11 protein-coding genes are annotated in these 16024 nt (G+C 55.1%); 5 read left to right on the top strand and 6 right to left on the bottom strand.

Annotated features, from left to right (window positions below; translation table 11 throughout):
• The first annotated feature begins 13 nt into the window (after positions 1-13).
• A complete protein-coding gene (locus FFB58_RS09450; RefSeq protein WP_138369714.1) occupies positions 14-3100 on the top strand; it encodes a beta-galactosidase in 3087 nt (1028 codons plus the stop codon).
• A 59-nt stretch (positions 3101-3159) separates the two neighbouring features.
• On the top strand, positions 3160-3513 hold the full coding sequence (locus FFB58_RS09445; protein ID WP_039032401.1) for a DUF1428 family protein: 354 nt from the start codon (positions 3160-3162) through the stop codon (positions 3511-3513).
• A 32-nt stretch (positions 3514-3545) separates the two neighbouring features.
• Here FFB58_RS09445 and FFB58_RS09440 read toward each other — a convergent pair whose 3' ends face one another.
• Positions 3546-5114, bottom strand: a complete 1569-nt coding sequence (locus FFB58_RS09440; protein WP_138369713.1) for an EAL domain-containing protein — start codon at positions 5112-5114, stop codon at positions 3546-3548.
• A gap of 230 nt (positions 5115-5344) precedes the next feature.
• Here FFB58_RS09440 and ykgO point away from each other — a divergent pair, with 230 nt between their 5' ends.
• Complete coding sequence (gene ykgO, locus FFB58_RS09435) at positions 5345-5485, top strand: type B 50S ribosomal protein L36 (RefSeq protein ID WP_003859006.1); 141 nt, start codon at positions 5345-5347, stop codon at positions 5483-5485.
• Positions 5486-5541: 56 nt separating this feature from the next.
• On the opposite strand, the gene FFB58_RS09430 is transcribed toward ykgO, so the two are convergent.
• From FFB58_RS09430 to acrA, 5 genes are all read right to left on the bottom strand, one after another.
• Positions 5542-6006, bottom strand: a complete 465-nt coding sequence (locus tag FFB58_RS09430) for a YlaC family protein (RefSeq protein ID WP_039032403.1) — start codon at positions 6004-6006, stop codon at positions 5542-5544.
• Between the two features lie 262 nt (positions 6007-6268).
• Positions 6269-6487, bottom strand: a complete 219-nt coding sequence (locus tag FFB58_RS09425) for an HHA domain-containing protein (RefSeq protein ID WP_032616864.1) — start codon at positions 6485-6487, stop codon at positions 6269-6271.
• 8 nt (positions 6488-6495) lie between these two features.
• Entirely contained in the window at positions 6496-6888 is a 393-nt protein-coding gene (tomB, locus tag FFB58_RS09420; protein WP_039032404.1) for an Hha toxicity modulator TomB, read from the bottom strand.
• 467 nt (positions 6889-7355) lie between these two features.
• Positions 7356-10496 (bottom strand): multidrug efflux RND transporter permease subunit AcrB, encoded by a 3141-nt coding sequence (gene acrB, locus FFB58_RS09415; RefSeq protein ID WP_138369712.1) that lies wholly within the window; start codon positions 10494-10496, stop codon positions 7356-7358.
• Between the two features lie 22 nt (positions 10497-10518).
• A complete protein-coding gene (gene acrA / locus FFB58_RS09410) occupies positions 10519-11712 on the bottom strand; it encodes a multidrug efflux RND transporter periplasmic adaptor subunit AcrA (protein WP_039032406.1) in 1194 nt (397 codons plus the stop codon).
• A 142-nt stretch (positions 11713-11854) separates the two neighbouring features.
• On the opposite strand from acrA, the gene acrR reads away from it, so the two are divergent.
• Together acrR and mscK are read left to right on the top strand one after the other, a co-directional pair.
• Complete coding sequence (acrR, locus tag FFB58_RS09405) at positions 11855-12508, top strand: multidrug efflux transporter transcriptional repressor AcrR (protein ID WP_039032407.1); 654 nt, start codon at positions 11855-11857, stop codon at positions 12506-12508.
• A 110-nt stretch (positions 12509-12618) separates the two neighbouring features.
• The gene (gene mscK, locus FFB58_RS09400; RefSeq protein WP_138369711.1) at positions 12619-15966 is read left to right on the top strand and encodes a mechanosensitive channel MscK; all 3348 of its coding nucleotides are present in this window, start codon (positions 12619-12621) and stop codon (positions 15964-15966) included.
• Positions 15967-16024 lie beyond the last annotated feature (58 nt).

Here is a 16024-nt window from a genome sequence, read left to right as displayed (position 1 = left end):
CAAAGAGGTAACCATGTCCCATCCTGCTCCGCTGACCCTCAGCACCCTGATCACTCGCCGCGACTGGGAAAACCCCGGCGTCACCCAATGGAATCGACTCCCTGCCCACGTGCCGTTGAGCAGCTGGCGCGACGAACACGCCGCGCGGGATGAGGGTAAGACGCCCAGCGTCCGCTCGCTTAACGGCGACTGGCAGTTCAGCTTTTTTACGGCTCCGGAGCAGGTTCCCGACAGCTGGACGCAACAGGATTGCGCGGATGCGGTGGTGATGCCCGTCCCCTCCAACTGGCAGATGCAGGGCTTTGATACCCCGATCTACACCAACGTCACCTATCCGATTGCGGTGAACCCGCCGTTTGTCCCGGCAGAGAACCCGACCGGTTGTTACTCGCTCACATTCGAGATGGAAGAGAGCTGGCTGGCGAGCGGCCAGACCCGGCTGGTCTTCGAGGGCGTCAACTCGGCCTTTTACCTGTGGTGCAACGGCCAGTGGGTGGGCTACTCCCAGGACAGCCGTCTGCCTGCGGAGTTTGATGTTTCTGCGTTCCTGCGCGCAGGCAGCAATCGCCTGGCGGTGATGGTGCTGCGCTGGTGCGACGGCAGCTATCTCGAAGATCAGGATATGTGGCGGATGAGCGGCATCTTCCGCGACGTCACTCTGCTGCACAAACCGGCTACCCATATCGCCGATTATCACGTCGAGACCGAACTGAATGCCGATTATGACCGTGCCCAGCTTAAGCTGGGGCTGACCCTCGGCGGGAGTGATTACGCCGATTGCGAGGTGAGCGTCAACCTGTGGCGGGAAGGGGAGCTTATCGCCAGCGCCGTCGGCCTGCCGGGCTCGGACATTGTCGACGAGCGGGGTCACTGGCAGGAGAGGGTCAATGTTTCACTGAAGGTGGAACAACCGGCGCTGTGGAGCGCGGAAATCCCCGCCCTGTACCGGCTGACCCTTGCGCTGCGCGACGCTCAGGGCCAGGTTCTGGACATTGAAGCCTGCGACGTCGGCTTCCGCCACGTTGAGATAGCCAACGGGCTGCTGAAGCTCAACGGCAAGCCGCTGCTGATCCGCGGGGTGAACCGTCACGAGCACCATCCCGAGCGCGGGCAAGTGATGGACGAAGCCACCATGCGCCGCGACATTGAGCTGATGAAGCAGCACAACTTTAACGCCGTACGCTGCTCGCACTATCCTAACCATCCGCTGTGGTACCGCCTGTGCGATCGCTACGGGCTTTACGTGGTGGATGAGGCCAATATTGAAACCCACGGTATGGTGCCGATGAGTCGACTGGCCGACGATCCGCGCTGGCTGCCCGCCATGAGCGAACGCGTCACCCGGATGGTGCAGCGCGACAGAAATCACCCGTCGATTATTATCTGGTCCCTGGGCAATGAGTCCGGTCATGGCGCGAACCACGACGCCCTTTACCGCTGGATCAAGACAACCGATCCAACCCGCCCGGTACAGTATGAAGGCGGCGGCGCCAATACCGCGGCGACCGACATTATCTGTCCGATGTACGCCCGCGTCGATCAGGATCAGCCTTTCCCGGCAGTACCAAAATGGTCACTTAAAAAGTGGATCGGCATGCCGGATGAATCCCGCCCGCTGATCCTCTGCGAATACGCCCACGCGATGGGCAACAGCTTCGGCGGGTTCGCGAAATACTGGGAGGCCTTCCGCAAACATCCTCGCCTGCAGGGCGGTTTCGTCTGGGACTGGGTTGACCAGGCGCTGACGAAATACGACGAGCAGGGCAATCCCTTCTGGGCTTACGGCGGCGATTTTGGCGATAAGCCTAACGACCGACAGTTTTGTCTCAACGGGCTGGTGTTCCCGGATCGCACCCCGCATCCGGCCCTGTACGAAGCCCAGCGCGCCCAGCAGTTCTTCACCTTTACCCTGCAAAGCCACTCTCCGCTGGTGGTGGAGGTGCAGAGCGATTATCTCTTCCGCACTACGGACAACGAGCAGCTGCGCTGGTCGGTGATGCGCGATGGCGAAGTGCTGGCCACCGATGTTGTCGCCCTGAACATTCCGGCCCAGGGCACACAACGCCTCGAGATTACCCTGCCACAGTGGGCAGCTGCGCCGGGCGATGTCTGGCTGAACGTGGAAGTGTTCCAGCCTGCGGCCACGCCGTGGTCCGGCGAAAACCATCTCTGCGCCTGGGATCAGTGGCCGCTGCCCGCGCCGTTATTCGTCGCAACGCCAAAAGCTGCCGGGGAAACACCGCTGCTGACCCGCGCGGATGACGCCCTGGTGGTAACGCATCAGCAGCAGCGCTGGCAGTTTGACCGCGCCAGCGGCGACCTGACCCAGTGGTGGCGCGAGGGAGAGCCAGCCCTGCTTTCACCGCTGACCGATAACTTCACCCGCGCCCCGCTGGATAACGATATCGGCGTCAGCGAAGCGACCCGCATCGATCCCAACGCCTGGGTGGAGCGCTGGAAGGCGGCGGGGATGTACAACCTGACGCCGCGTCTGCTGCAGTGCGACGGCGAGCAGCTGGAGCAGGCGGTGACTATCACCACGCTGCATGCCTGGGAGCATGGCAACCAGGTGCTGTTCCTGAGCCGTAAATACTGGCGTATCGACAGCCAGGGTGTGCTGCATGGCGATATTGAAGTCCAGGTGGCGAGCGATATACCCGAGCCTGCGCGTATTGGGCTCTGCTGTCAGCTGGCCCTGACGCCGCAGACTGTAAGCTGGCAGGGGCTCGGGCCGTATGAGAACTACCCGGATCGCAAGCTCGCCGCCCGTCAGGGGCGCTGGGAACTGCCGCTGGCTGAGCTGCATACGCCTTACATTTTCCCCACCGACAACGGCCTGCGCTGCGATACGCGTCAGCTGAACCTGGGACAGCATCAGCTGGATGGCGACTTCCACTTCTCGGTAAGCCGCTACAGCCAGACGCAGCTGCGTGAGACGTCGCACCACCACCTGTTACGGGAGGAGTCCGGCTGCTGGCTGAACCTTGATGCCTTCCATATGGGCGTCGGCGGGGATGATTCCTGGAGCCCAAGCGTCTCACCGGAATTTATTCTGCAGGGGAAAAAGGTGCGTTACGCCTTTAGCTGGCAACAGAACTAAACTTAATCGCTGATGCGGCCACAACGCGTGGCCGCACGTTCACTTCGGAGGTTTATCTGATGAAGTATGTCGATGGTTTTGTGGTTGCCGTTCCCGCGGGTAATAAGGAGGCTTATCGCGAGATGGCGGCGAAAGCCGCGCCTTTGTTTAAAGAGTTTGGCGCGCTTCGCATCGTAGAGTGTTGGGCAGATGACGTGCCTGACGGCAAATTAACCGACTTTCGCATGGCGGTGAAGGCGGAAGAGAACGAAGAAGTGGTCTTCAGCTGGATCGAATATCCTTCCAAAGCGGTTCGCGACGAGGCGAATCAGAAGATGATGAACGATCCCAGGATGAAAGAATTTGGCGAAGCCATGCCCTTTGACGGTAAACGGATGATTTATGGAGGCTTCTCGCCTCTGCTGGACGAATAAACCTGCCGCCCGGCGGCGCTCTCCGTCGGGCGCTAAGCGCGACTCTCCGGCTCGAGGTTATTTTCCGCCCACTGAATAAATGCCTCTTTCGGCAGCGCTTTGCTGTAAAACCACCCCTGACCGTACTGCACGCCGTGGCTCCGTAACCATGCCAGCTGGCCTTCGGTTTCAATTCCTTCTGCCACCATATCCAGGTTGAGCGATTTGGCCATCTCGATGATGTGCGAGGTGACGTTTTTGTACTCCAGCGCGTCGACAAAGGACTTGTCTATTTTCAGCGTATCGACGTCCAGATCCTGGAGATAGCTGAGGCTGGAATAGCCCGTTCCGAAATCATCGATATAGACCGAGTGGCCTGCACGCCTGAACGCGGCAATGGCCGGAGCGCTGACGGCGGGATCGGCGAACCCGCGCTCGGTGAGCTCCAGCGCAATCTGTGAGGGGGGAAGTTGCCACTGATTCAGCAGGCGGCTCAGCAGCGGAAGCACGTTACCGGAGATCAAATCCTCCGGGGCAAGGTTAATCGAAATATGGTGGCCCGGATGCTGGCGCAGCCACTCCCCCATCTCTTCAAAAACTTTTTCGATGATAAGCGTGGTCAGCTGATTCGTCAGGCCCGTCTGCTCGGCCAGGGAGACGAAAATATCCGGCGACAGGTAGCTGCCGTCCGGTTGCGGCCAGCGTGCAAGCGCTTCCGCACCGGTCAGCCTGCCGCTGTTTAACGCCACAATCGGCTGGAAATGAACCTTAAACTCCCGGGCATTAATGGCATCCAGTAAACGGTACCGGGGCGACTGCAGGCGGCGCAACACGCGCAGGATAAACCAGGCCGTCAGCAGACTGATCAGGACGCCAAAAGGCAGCCAGAAAATAAGCTGGTGGTGCCAGCTCTCTTTTAGAGGTTTGAGGGAGGACCAGGTGACGATGGAAAACCCCAGGTCGGACACGTTATGGACGTTGTACATCGCGCCGTCATGCTGAAAATGGGTGCTGCCGCTGCGCCGCATCTCATTGAATACCTGAATATCCAGGTTATTACTGCTGGCAAAGATCACATTGCGCAGGGTGCCGATCAGGGCCACGTCGATCGGCCAGGAGCCTAAGGGGATCACATCGATCAGCGAGGCCGGGTCAACCAGCACGATATAGTGGTCATTGCCAATTGCAGCCATATAGCGATCGACGGCGAGGTCGTTGTGCGAGGTGATCCAGGCCCGATAGCCATCAGGCGTTACCCGCATTGCAGGCGGAAAGGGGGCGGCATGGCTCTCCTGTTCCAGCGAGGAGCAGCGCGGCTTGAGATCCTCAATGTAGATGACCTCCTGAATATATCGCCAGGAAAAAGAGGTGCGGCGCATGGCCAACGTGTGTTCGTAGCTACAGGGGATCCCTTTAAACGACGCCATCTCAGTAAGCGCTGACTTTGCCTGGGTAATGACTTTGTCGGTTCGGATCTGCACCCGGGAAGAGTAGTTATTCAGATCGTCAACAAACCGCTGCTCCGCATTGCTATGCGCCAGCCATACGCTCAGACAAACAGGAACAAGCACTGAAATAATTAGCACGCAGGTAACCATGCTCACCAGCTGTCGGGTTGTCATGCTCCTGTTTCCTTTTTATAACGCCGGGCCCGGGGCGTGCAAAACGATGACGTTAAAACGAAAAGTACTGTTGAAGTGTAGCGTTATAGCATGCGGCTGGCATTGATTTCATTCTGCAATTTAGGGGGCCAGGAAAACTCCGGCGGCCTGGCTTCCGGCGTGGGTTGTTTTCCGCTCGCCACTCGGATATGCTTATTGTTATGTTATAACAATTCATATTTGAGGTAAGCATGCAGGTTCTGAATTCATTGCGCAGTGCCAAACAACGTCATCCCGATTGTCAAATCGTCAAACGTAAAGGGCGGCTGTATGTGATATGCAAATCCAATCCGCGCTTTAAGGCGGTGCAGGGGCGGAAGAAGAGACGTTAAGCGGGTAAGGTGCCTGCCGCTGAAAGGTAAACTGTCGGCGGCAGGTCTAAACGGGATCAGGCAGGTGTGCGGGAGAGGGTAAAGACGTCGTAGAAAGAGAGCTCGCCCTTGGTGGCGATCATCTTCTGCAGTTTCTCTTTTTGCTGTAACTCGACGTTGGGCGAGTGCAGAATGTTTTCGATCAGCTGTCCAGGCACAAAGCGTGTGTTGTACCACTCCCCGTTGTAGCAAACGCGAAAATCCAGTACATCAATATCTTCATAGCGATAGCGTGGATTAACGTCGAAGAAGAAGAAGGCGTTAAAGACGATGAACAACACCACCAGCAACCAGACGGAACCGATCAGGGTTTCTGATTGCAGCATCACCACCAGCGTCGCCAGCCACGCCGCATACATGGCGACAAACAGACCAGGATGTTTGCGAATAAAGCTGATGCTGAAACGCGGTTTATTGTCACGCTTTTCGCGAACATTGAGATCGTCAATGGTTTCGGTAAGCAGGCGTTGTATCTCGGTCATCTTCTGCCCTTTGTGAATTCAACTCAATACGAAGGATCCGTATATTTTAAGTGACCACAATGTTTGTGGAAAGTAACAGTTAGACTAAGAAAAATCATAACAGTTACCTGAAAAGGGCGGGTGAGATGAAGTGACCAGTCTGTTCTCTACAACGCAAAATTCCCTGGACGATAGCATGAGCCTAACCGGATGAAGAGCTGCCAGTAACGCAAATTTGAAGCGCCGGAGAGTCGCGCAACACCTCTGGCATCTGTAAACAGAATCAGCGTACAAACTTCCATACTGCGGTAGGAATTTTATCATACAGCTTATTCATCGTCAGTTCGGCCAGGCGATGGTCGGCCGCAGAATAGAATACTGCCAGTTCATTATCAGAAAGCTCGTATTTATTTTTTTCAATCACGCGCTCAAGGGTGTCAATTGACTGACAACGTCGCAGACGCATCAAATAATCAGTCTTGGTTAATGGTTTATCAGACATAAATTCACCTAATTGTTTGTAATAGTTTTAACCGGAGAAGCTAACGGATTAGCTCTGCTTGCCGTAACAAAACAACGAAAAAGCCGATTGCCCGATTTACGCCATTTTTGCAAATCCTGTGCGTTAATGCCGTAGCTGCTGAATAACATAAAAGTGTCATCCAGGTATTCGTCAATTTGCTCAATCAACTTATTATCTTCGTTATACTTAATTTTATAATTAAGGGCGAAGGTAGCAATATGTTCAATCAACTCGTTTAACTGCAAATTAATGGCAGAAGTAGGGTCATTTACCCAGCCATGATTGCTCTCGTCGAGATTTGTCAGGCAGTCATGGTACAGGGATTCACAAAGGAATTTCAACTGTGCAATATCTTGCCTTTTGGGCGAGTATTCGTCCATAGCGCATCCCCTTTTTGAGTGATTCTTTACTCACCGAACATCGCTGTCGGGAAGGGTACAACTGGCTTAGCGTCAACGGCTACTGTTATGCCTCTTGCTTTAACTATAATCTACTCTAATCAGGATTTCACCGCGCTATTACGAAAAATTACAATTACGCAGCGCTTTACCGTCTTTGACCTTCACTATGTTATATATTTTTTTCTCCTGACACCGAACTTTACTTATCACCACATGTGATTTCTCAAGCCCGTTTAAAATCAAAAAACACCAGGAATACTCTTAATACCTAAGAAGCAACGCATGAAATTGAGAATTTCTGTAAAAGAACCAGACTAAATATGATATGTGGTTTAAGCGTTACATTAAATATATAAACCCTCAATAAGCTAATTTTATGATTTTCAATTGCTAAAAAAAAGGCCGCATATGCGGCCTTTTTAACGGTTAAACCCGAATCTGTGTCATCACACCGGGTGATTGTGTTCCACATCATCGCTCTTACGGCTAAAACGACGACGTACAACCACGAAGAACACCGGAACGAAGAAGATCGCCAGGACGGTCGCGGTCACCATCCCACCCATTACGCCGGTACCTACGGCGTTCTGCGCACCGGAACCTGCACCCGAGCTAATAACCAGCGGCATAACGCCGAGGATAAAGGCGAGGGAGGTCATCAGAATCGGACGCAGACGCATACGGACTGCTTCCAGCGTTGCTTCAATCAGGCCTTTGCCTTCTTTATCCATCAGATCTTTGGCGAATTCGACGATTAATATCGCGTTCTTCGCCGACAAGCCAATGGTTGTCAGCAGGCCCACCTGGAAGTACACGTCATTACCCAGCCCGCGGAACGTCGCCGCCAGCAGGGCACCAATGACCCCCAGCGGTACAACCAGCATAACCGAGAACGGAATCGACCAGCTCTCGTACAGCGCCGCCAGACACAGGAACACCACAATCAGTGAGATGGCATACAGGGCAGGGGCCTGGTTACCGGACAGACGTTCCTGATAGGACATCCCCGTCCAGTCGTAGCCAATACCCGCAGGCAGTTTACCCGCCAGCTCTTCCATCAGGTTCATGGCTTCACCGGTACTTCTGCCCGGTGCCGCCTGGCCCAGGATCTCCATGGATGGCAGACCGTTGTAACGTTCCAGACGCGGTGAACCGTATTCCCAGCGAGAGGTAGAGAAGGCTGAGAACGGCACCATCTGCCCGTTGCTGCCGCGCACATACCAGTTATTGATATCGCTTGGCAACATACGGTATTGCGCTTCAGACATTACGTACACCTTCTTCACACGACCGCGGTCGATGAAGTCGTTGACGTAGCTCCCGCCCCAGGCTGCGCCCAGTGTGGTGTTGATGTCGCTGATAGACACGCCCAGCGCCTGTGCTTTTTCCTGATCGATATCCACTTTGAACTGCGGGGTATCTTCCAGGCCGTTTGGACGAACGCCAACCAGCAGGTCAGGGTGCTTGGCCACTTCGCCGAACAGCTGGTTACGCGCCTGAGTCAGTTTTTCATGGCCCAAACCACCCTGGTCGATAAGCTGGAAGTCAAAGCCGGTCGCCGTACCCAACTCAACAATCGCTGGCAGGTTAAAGGCGAAGACCATCGCATCTTTAATCTGCGAGAAGGTGCCCATGGCGCGACCGGTAATGGCTTCTACCTTATTCTCGTCACCCGGACGATCAGCCCAGTCTTTCAGAGAGACGAAGGCAATACCGGTGTTCTGACCACGACCTGCAAAGCCAAAGCCGTTAACCGCAAACACCGATTCAACGTTGGCTTTCTCTTTATTGAGGTAATAATCAGTGACTTCATCCAGCACTTTCTGGGTACGCTCTTGCGATGCACCCGCCGGGAGCTGGGCCATCGTCAGGAATACGCCCTGGTCTTCATCAGGCAGGAAGGAGCTTGGCAGACGAACGAACAGGTAGGCCATGCCGACCACGATGATGATATAGAGCAGCAGGTAACGACCGGTGCTGCGCAGGATATTGCCTATGCTGTCGGTGTAGTGGTGCGTGCTCTTATCGAACATGCGGTTAAACCAGCCGAAGAAGCCTTTTTTGTTTTCTCCGTGATCGCCTTTAGCCACCGGTTTCAGCATGGTGGCGCACAGCGCAGGGGTCAGGATCAGAGCGACCAGTACCGACAGGGCCATCGCGGAAACGATGGTGATCGAGAACTGGCGATAAATCGCACCGGTAGAACCACCGAAGAAGGCCATCGGGATAAATACCGCCGACAGAACCATAGCGATACCGACCAGCGCGCCCTGAATCTGACCCATGGATTTACGGGTCGCTTCTTTCGGCGGCAGTCCCTCTTCGGACATCACACGCTCGACGTTTTCGACCACCACGATGGCGTCATCCACGAGCAGGCCGATGGCCAGCACCATCCCGAACATCGTCAGGGTGTTTATCGAGAAGCCGAAGGCCGCCAGGATAGCAAAGGTCCCGAGCAGAACCACCGGTACTGCGATGGTTGGAATCAGCGTCGCACGGAAGTTTTGCAGGAACAGATACATCACCAGGAATACCAGGATGATCGCTTCTACCAGCGTTTTCACTACTTCGTGGATAGAGATTTTAACGAACGGCGTGGTGTCATACGGGTAAACGATCTTCAGGCCTGACGGGAAGAAAGGTTCCATTTTCTTCAGTTCAGCACGGATCGCGTTAGCAGTATCCAGGGCGTTAGCACCGGTCGCCAGTTTAATACCCAGACCGGATGCCGGCTGGCCGTTAAACTTGGCGATAACGTCGTAGTTCTCACCACCCAGTTCCACCTTCGCAACGTCGCGCAGGCGAACTTGTGAACCGTCCGGATTCACCTTAAGCAGAATCTTACTGAACTCATCTGCGGAGGTCAGTCGGGTCTGTGCGATGATAGAGGCGTTCAGCTGCTGGCCTTTCACCGGCGGCGTACCGCCTAACTGACCGGCTGCAACCTGGGCGTTCTGCGCTTTAATGGCGGTGATCACGTCCACAGGCGTCAGCTGGAAGTTGTTCAGCTTGTTCGGGTCCATCCAGATACGCATCGCGTACTGAGAACCGAACAGCTGTACGTCACCCACACCAGAAGTACGGCTGATGGCGTCCTTCATGTTGGCGCCCACGTAGTCGGAAATATCCTCCTGCGTCATGGTGCCGTTGGTGTTGATAACGCCGACAACCATCAGGAAGCTACTGGAGGATTTCTCCACACTCACACCCTGCTGCTGTACTTCCTGCGGCAGTAACGGCATCGCCAGCTGCAGTTTGTTCTGCACCTGTACCTGGGCGATGTCCGCATCCGTACCGGATTCGAAGGTCAGCGTGATCTGCACCGTACCGGTGGAGTCACTGTTGGAGGACATGTACATCAGGTTATCGATACCGTTCATGTTCTGTTCGATAACCTGCGTCACGGTGTCCTGCACCGTTTTCGCATCAGCCCCTGGGTAGGTTGCGGCGATTGAAATTGCTGGCGGCGCAATGGTTGGATATTGCGCGACAGGCAGCTTCAGGATCGCGAGTCCCCCGGCTAGCATGATGATTATGGCGATCACCCACGCGAAAATGGGGCGATCGATAAAGAAATTAGGCATGTCTTAACGGCTCCTGTTTAAGTTAAGACTTAGGTTGTTCTGACTGACCGCCTGCTGAGGCTTGTTGTTGATTGTCAGACGTGACCTCTTGCGCTTTTACCTTGGCGCCTGGGCGAACTTTTTGTAATCCGGTAATAATGACGCGATCGCCATCTTTCAGACCGTCGGTCACCAGCCATTTATCACCAATGGCCTGGGTTGCCGTGATCTGACGAACTTCGACTTTGTCTTCAGCGCCAATCACCATCGCACTGGCATCGCCGCGCGGTGTGCGGGTCACGCCCTGCTGTGGAACCAGCAGTGCGGTTGGGTTGGTCCCTTCTTCCAGGCTGGCGCGGACGAACATGCCCGGTAACAGCGTATGGTTCGGGTTCGGGAAAATTGCGCGCAGGGTGATGGAACCGGTGGTCTGATCGACCGTCACGTCAGAGAACTCAAGGCTGCCGGCCTCAGGGAACTTAATGCCGTCGCTGGTAACCAGTTCAACTTTCGCTTTGCCGTTTTCCTGCTTCAGCGTGCCGTTCTCCAGCTCCTGTTTCAGGCGCAGGAAATCATTGCTCGACTGGGTAACATCGACATAGATCGGGTCGAGCTGCTGCACGGTTGCCAGCGCGTTAGTCTGGCCGTTCTGCACCAGCGCACCTTCAGTCACGGACGATTTACCAATGCGGCCGCTGATAGGCGAGGTCACTTTGGTATAGGCCAGGTTAATGCGTGCGGTTTCAACTGCGGCTTTTGCCGCGATGACGGCAGCGTTAGCCTGCTGTGCGTCAGCCTGGGCGCTATCGTATTCCTGTTGGCTGATGTACTGAGTACCCAGCAGTTTCTGATAACGGCTGACCGTCAACTGGGCAATTTTTGCTGCAGCCTGCGCTTTGGCCAGATCGCCTTTCGCGCTTTCGTAGTTAGCCTGGTAGGTCGCGGGATCAATCTGATACAGAGAATCACCCGCTTTAACATCACCCCCTTCCGTAAAATTACGTTTCAGGATGATGCCACTCACCTGTGGACGCACTTCCGCAATGCGGTAAGCACTGGTACGGCCGGGTAATTCAGTTTTGATCTGGAGAGGTTCGGTTTTGAGCGTCACGACGCCAACTTCTGGCACCTGCTGAGCTCCTTGTTGAGCCTGTTTCTCGTCACATCCTGTAAGCGCTAAGCTGCCTGAGAGCATCAGAACGATCGCCAGAGGCGTTAACCCTCTGTTTTTGTTCATATGTAAACCTCGAGTTTCCGATTTCAAATTGATCAATGGATCACGCGTCCACAAACCCATTGCTGCGTTTATATTATCGTCGTGCTATGGTACATACATTCATAAATGTATGTAAATCTGACTCCTGTAAATTCACCTGCGCATGGCACGAAAAACCAAACAACAAGCACTTGCAACACGCCAACACATCCTTGATGTCGCTTTACGCTTGTTTTCGCAACAGGGGGTTTCATCTACCTCTCTGGCACAGATAGCTCAGGCGGCTGGGGTAACCCGGGGAGCGATTTACTGGCATTTCAAAAATAAGTCAGATTTATTTGGTGAAATTTGGGAGTTGTCAGAGTCCAGTATTGGGGATCTCGAGACTGAGTATCGGGCAAAATTCCCTGACGATCCACTCTCAGTTTTAAGAGAGATTCTGGTTTATATTCTTGAGGCGACAGTTATTGAAGAGCGACGCCGTCTTATGATGGAGATCATCTTCCATAAATGTGAATTCGTTGGGGAAATGGCGATCGTGCAACAGGCGCAGCGCAGCCTCTGCCTGGCCAGTTACGACCGTATTGAACAGACGCTGACTCACTGTATCAAAGCGAAAATGCTACCCGCCAATCTGCTGACCCGTCGCGCCGCTATTCTGATGCGCAGCTATATTTCCGGACTGATGGAAAACTGGCTCTTTGCGCCGCAGTCTTTTGATCTGCAACGTGAAGCCCGTGATTACGTCGCCATTCTGCTGGAAATGTACCAGCTCTGCCCTACGCTCCGCGCCCAGCCTGAGCCCCTGCAGGCCTGACTCCCAGGAATTATCCGGGAGCCAACAGTTCACGCTATTTTGCTTTCAACCGCCGTGATATTCTTCACGCCGGTCAATTGGGTCATTCATCACACAAATTACACACTACTATGTCGCACTACACACGCAAACAGCATCCTGTTTTTGCCTTTATTCTGGTTTTCTTTCTCGCCTTTCTGGCTTCGCCGGTTGCATTTGCGCGTGGTGATAACACCAGCGACATGCCAACCCGCGCCGATGTCCAGAGTCAGCTCGATGCCCTGAGCAAACAAAAAGAGCTTACTCCGCAGGATAAGCTGGTGCAGAAGGATCTGACGGAAACTCTGGAAACCATCGATAAGATCGAGCGGGTCAAGGCCGAAACCACACAATTACGTCAGAAGGTGGCGCAGGCGCCAGAAGCGATGCGCAAGGCGACAGAGAGCCTGAACGCGCTGGGCGATATCGATAATGATGACGAAACCCGCAAGACGCTGGCGACTCTGTCATTGCGCCAGCTGGAACTGCGCGTGTCGCAGCTGCTGGACGACTTACAAACTGCCCAGAGCGATCTCGCCACCTACAACAGCCAGCTGGTCTCCCTGCAAACTCAGCCGGAGCGCGTGCAGAATGCGATGTATACCGCGTCTCAGGAGCTGCAGCAGATCCGCAATCGCCTGAATGGCACCTCCGCGGGAGAGGCTGCGTTACGCCCCACCCAGCAGACGCTACTCCTGACGCAGCAGCTTTTGCTGAATGCCCAGATCGAGCAGCAGCGTAAGAGCCTGGAAGGCAACACCGTGCTGCAGGATACCCTGCAAAAACAGCGCGACTATGTCACCGCCAACATCAACCGTCTGGAGCACCAGCTGCAGCTGCTGCAGGAGGCGGTGAACAGCAAACGGCTGACCCTGACCGAGAAAACTGCCCAGGAAGCCGTTACCCCGGACGAAACCGCCCGTATCCAGGAAAATCCGCTGGTGAAGCAGGAGCTGGATATCAACCATCAGCTCAGCCAGCGTTTGATCAAAGCGACCGAAAACGGCAACTCGCTGGTTCAGCAGAATATCAAAGTGAAAAACTGGCTGGATCGCGCCCTGCAGTCGGAACGCAATATTAAAGAGCAGATTGCCGTCCTGAAAGGCAGCCTGCTGCTGTCGCGTATTCTTTATCAGCAACAGCAGACCTTGCCTTCCGCCGATGAGCTGGAAGACATGACCAACCGCATTGCGGATCTGCGTCTGGAGCAGTTTGAGGTCAACCAGCAGCGCGACGCCCTGTTCCAGAGCGATGCCTTCGTCGCCAAACTGGAAGAAGGGCACAGCAGCGACGTCAATGACGAAGTTCATGATGCCCTGCTGCAGGTGGTGGATATGCGCCGCGAGCTGCTGGATCAGATGAACAAACAGCTGGGCAATCAGCTGATGATGGCCATTAACCTGCAGATCAACCAGCAGCAGCTGGTGAGCGTCTCTAAAAGCCTGCAGGAGATCCTCACCCAGCAAATCTTCTGGGTAAACAGCAACAAACCGATGGACTGGGACTGGATCAAATCCTTCCCGGGCATGCTTAAAGATCAGATTAAGGCGATGAAAATCACCGTTAACTGGGAAAAAGCAGGCCCTGCGGTGGCCTTTGCTTTCCTGGCGGGCCTGCCGCTATTACTGATTGCCGGTTTAATTCGCTGGCGTCTCGGCTGGCTGAAAAAATACCAGGCGAAGCTGGCACAGGAAGTGGGGCAGCTGCGTAATGACAGCCAGCTTCACACCCCGAAAGCGATTCTTATCGATCTGATCCGCGCTCTGCCGGTCTGTCTGCTGATCCTCGCCGCCGGACTGATCCTGCTGACCATGCAGCTCAATATCAGCGATCTGCTGTGGGCTTTCAGCAAAAAGCTGGCCCTCTTCTGGCTGGTCTTTGGCCTGTGCTGGAAGGTGCTGGAGAAAGACGGCGTGGCGGTGAGTCACTTTAATATGCCTGCGCAGCTGACCAGCCACTGGCGCCGCCAGATTGTGCGCGTCAGTCTGGCGCTGTTGCCGCTGCACTTCTGGTCCGTGGTGGCGGAACTCTCCCCGCTGCATCTGATGGACGATGTGCTGGGGCAGTTTGTTATCCTGCTTAACCTGCTGCTGATCAGCGTACTGATGTGGCCGATGTGCCGTGACAGCTGGCGCGACAAAGAGTCGCACACCATCCGTCTGGTGACGGTCACCGTGCTCTCTATTATTCCCGTCGCGCTGATGGTGCTGACGGCAACCGGCTACTTCTATACCACCCTGCGTCTGTCAGGGCGCTGGATTGAAACCGTCTATCTGGTGATCTTCTGGAATCTGCTCTACCAGACCGTGCTGCGCGGGCTGAGCGTTGCAGCTCGTCGTATTGCCTATCGCCGTGCCCTGGCGCGTCGACAGAATATGGTGAAAGAGGGGGCCGAAGGCGCCGAGCCGCAGGAAGAGCCGACCATCGCCCTGGAGCAGGTAAACCAGCAGACGCTGCGTATCACCATGCTGGTGATGATTGCCCTGTTCGGCGTGATGTTCTGGGCGATCTGGTCTGATTTAATCACCGTCTTTGCCTATCTCGACAGCATTACGCTGTGGCACTACAACGGCACCGAAGCGGGTGCGGCGGTGGTGAAAAACGTCACCATGGGCAGCCTGCTGTTTGCGCTGGTCTCGTCGGTGGTGGCCTGGGCCTTGATCCGCAACTTGCCAGGCCTGCTGGAAGTGCTGGTGCTCTCGCGCCTGAACATGCGCCAGGGTGCCTCCTACGCCATTACCACCATCCTGAACTACGTGATTCTGGTGGCGGGTGCCATGACGGTCTTCGGGTCGCTCGGGGTGTCGTGGGATAAACTGCAGTGGCTGGCGGCGGCGCTGTCGGTCGGTCTTGGTTTTGGTTTGCAGGAGATCTTCGGTAACTTCGTCTCGGGTCTGATCATCCTGTTCGAACGTCCGGTGCGTATCGGCGATACCGTCACCATCGGCACCTTCTCGGGTACCGTCAGCAAGATCCGTATTCGTGCCACCACCATCACCGACTTCGATCGCAAAGAGGTGATCATCCCGAACAAAGCGTTCGTGACTGAGCGACTGATCAACTGGTCGCTCTCGGACACCATCACCCGCGTGGTGATCCGCCTCGGTGTGGCCTACGGCTCCGATCTGGACGCGGTGAAAAAAGTACTGCTGAAAGCGGCGATGGATCATCCGAAAGTGATGCACGATCCGGAGCCATCAGTATTCTTCACCACCTTCGGACCAAGCACTCTGGATCATGAACTGCGTCTGTACGTACGTGAACTGCGTGACCGCAGCTACACCGTAGATGAGCTGAACCGCACCATCGAACGCCTGTGCCGCGAGAACAACATCAATATTGCGTTCAACCAGCTTGAAGTGCATCTGCGCAATGAGAAGGGCGACGAGCATACTGAAGTGAAACGTGACATTAAGGGTGACGATCCGACTCCAGCGTAACGTTACCCCTCACCCTAACCCTCTCCCCAAAGGGGCGAGGGAATGGTTTGCTCCCTCT

Source organism: Enterobacter sp. MF024, from assembly GCF_005843915.1.
In the GTDB taxonomy this organism is placed as follows: domain Bacteria; phylum Pseudomonadota; class Gammaproteobacteria; order Enterobacterales; family Enterobacteriaceae; genus Enterobacter; species Enterobacter barmai.
The sequence above is the reverse complement of the archived record's forward strand: the minus strand, read 5'-3'. Positions and strand labels throughout refer to the sequence as shown.

Coding starts and splice junctions, on each gene's coding strand:
- FFB58_RS09450 (WP_138369714.1), top strand. CDS start 14: ATGTCCCATCCTGCTCCGCTGACCCTCAGCACCCTGATCACTCGCCGC.
- FFB58_RS09445 (WP_039032401.1), top strand. CDS start 3,160: ATGAAGTATGTCGATGGTTTTGTGGTTGCCGTTCCCGCGGGTAATAAG.
- FFB58_RS09440 (WP_138369713.1), bottom strand. CDS start 5,114: ATGACAACCCGACAGCTGGTGAGCATGGTTACCTGCGTGCTAATTATT.
- ykgO (WP_003859006.1), top strand. CDS start 5,345: ATGCAGGTTCTGAATTCATTGCGCAGTGCCAAACAACGTCATCCCGAT.
- FFB58_RS09430 (WP_039032403.1), bottom strand. CDS start 6,006: ATGACCGAGATACAACGCCTGCTTACCGAAACCATTGACGATCTCAAT.
- FFB58_RS09425 (WP_032616864.1), bottom strand. CDS start 6,487: ATGTCTGATAAACCATTAACCAAGACTGATTATTTGATGCGTCTGCGA.
- tomB (WP_039032404.1), bottom strand. CDS start 6,888: ATGGACGAATACTCGCCCAAAAGGCAAGATATTGCACAGTTGAAATTC.
- acrB (WP_138369712.1), bottom strand. CDS start 10,496: ATGCCTAATTTCTTTATCGATCGCCCCATTTTCGCGTGGGTGATCGCC.
- acrA (WP_039032406.1), bottom strand. CDS start 11,712: ATGAACAAAAACAGAGGGTTAACGCCTCTGGCGATCGTTCTGATGCTC.
- acrR (WP_039032407.1), top strand. CDS start 11,855: ATGGCACGAAAAACCAAACAACAAGCACTTGCAACACGCCAACACATC.
- mscK (WP_138369711.1), top strand. CDS start 12,619: ATGTCGCACTACACACGCAAACAGCATCCTGTTTTTGCCTTTATTCTG.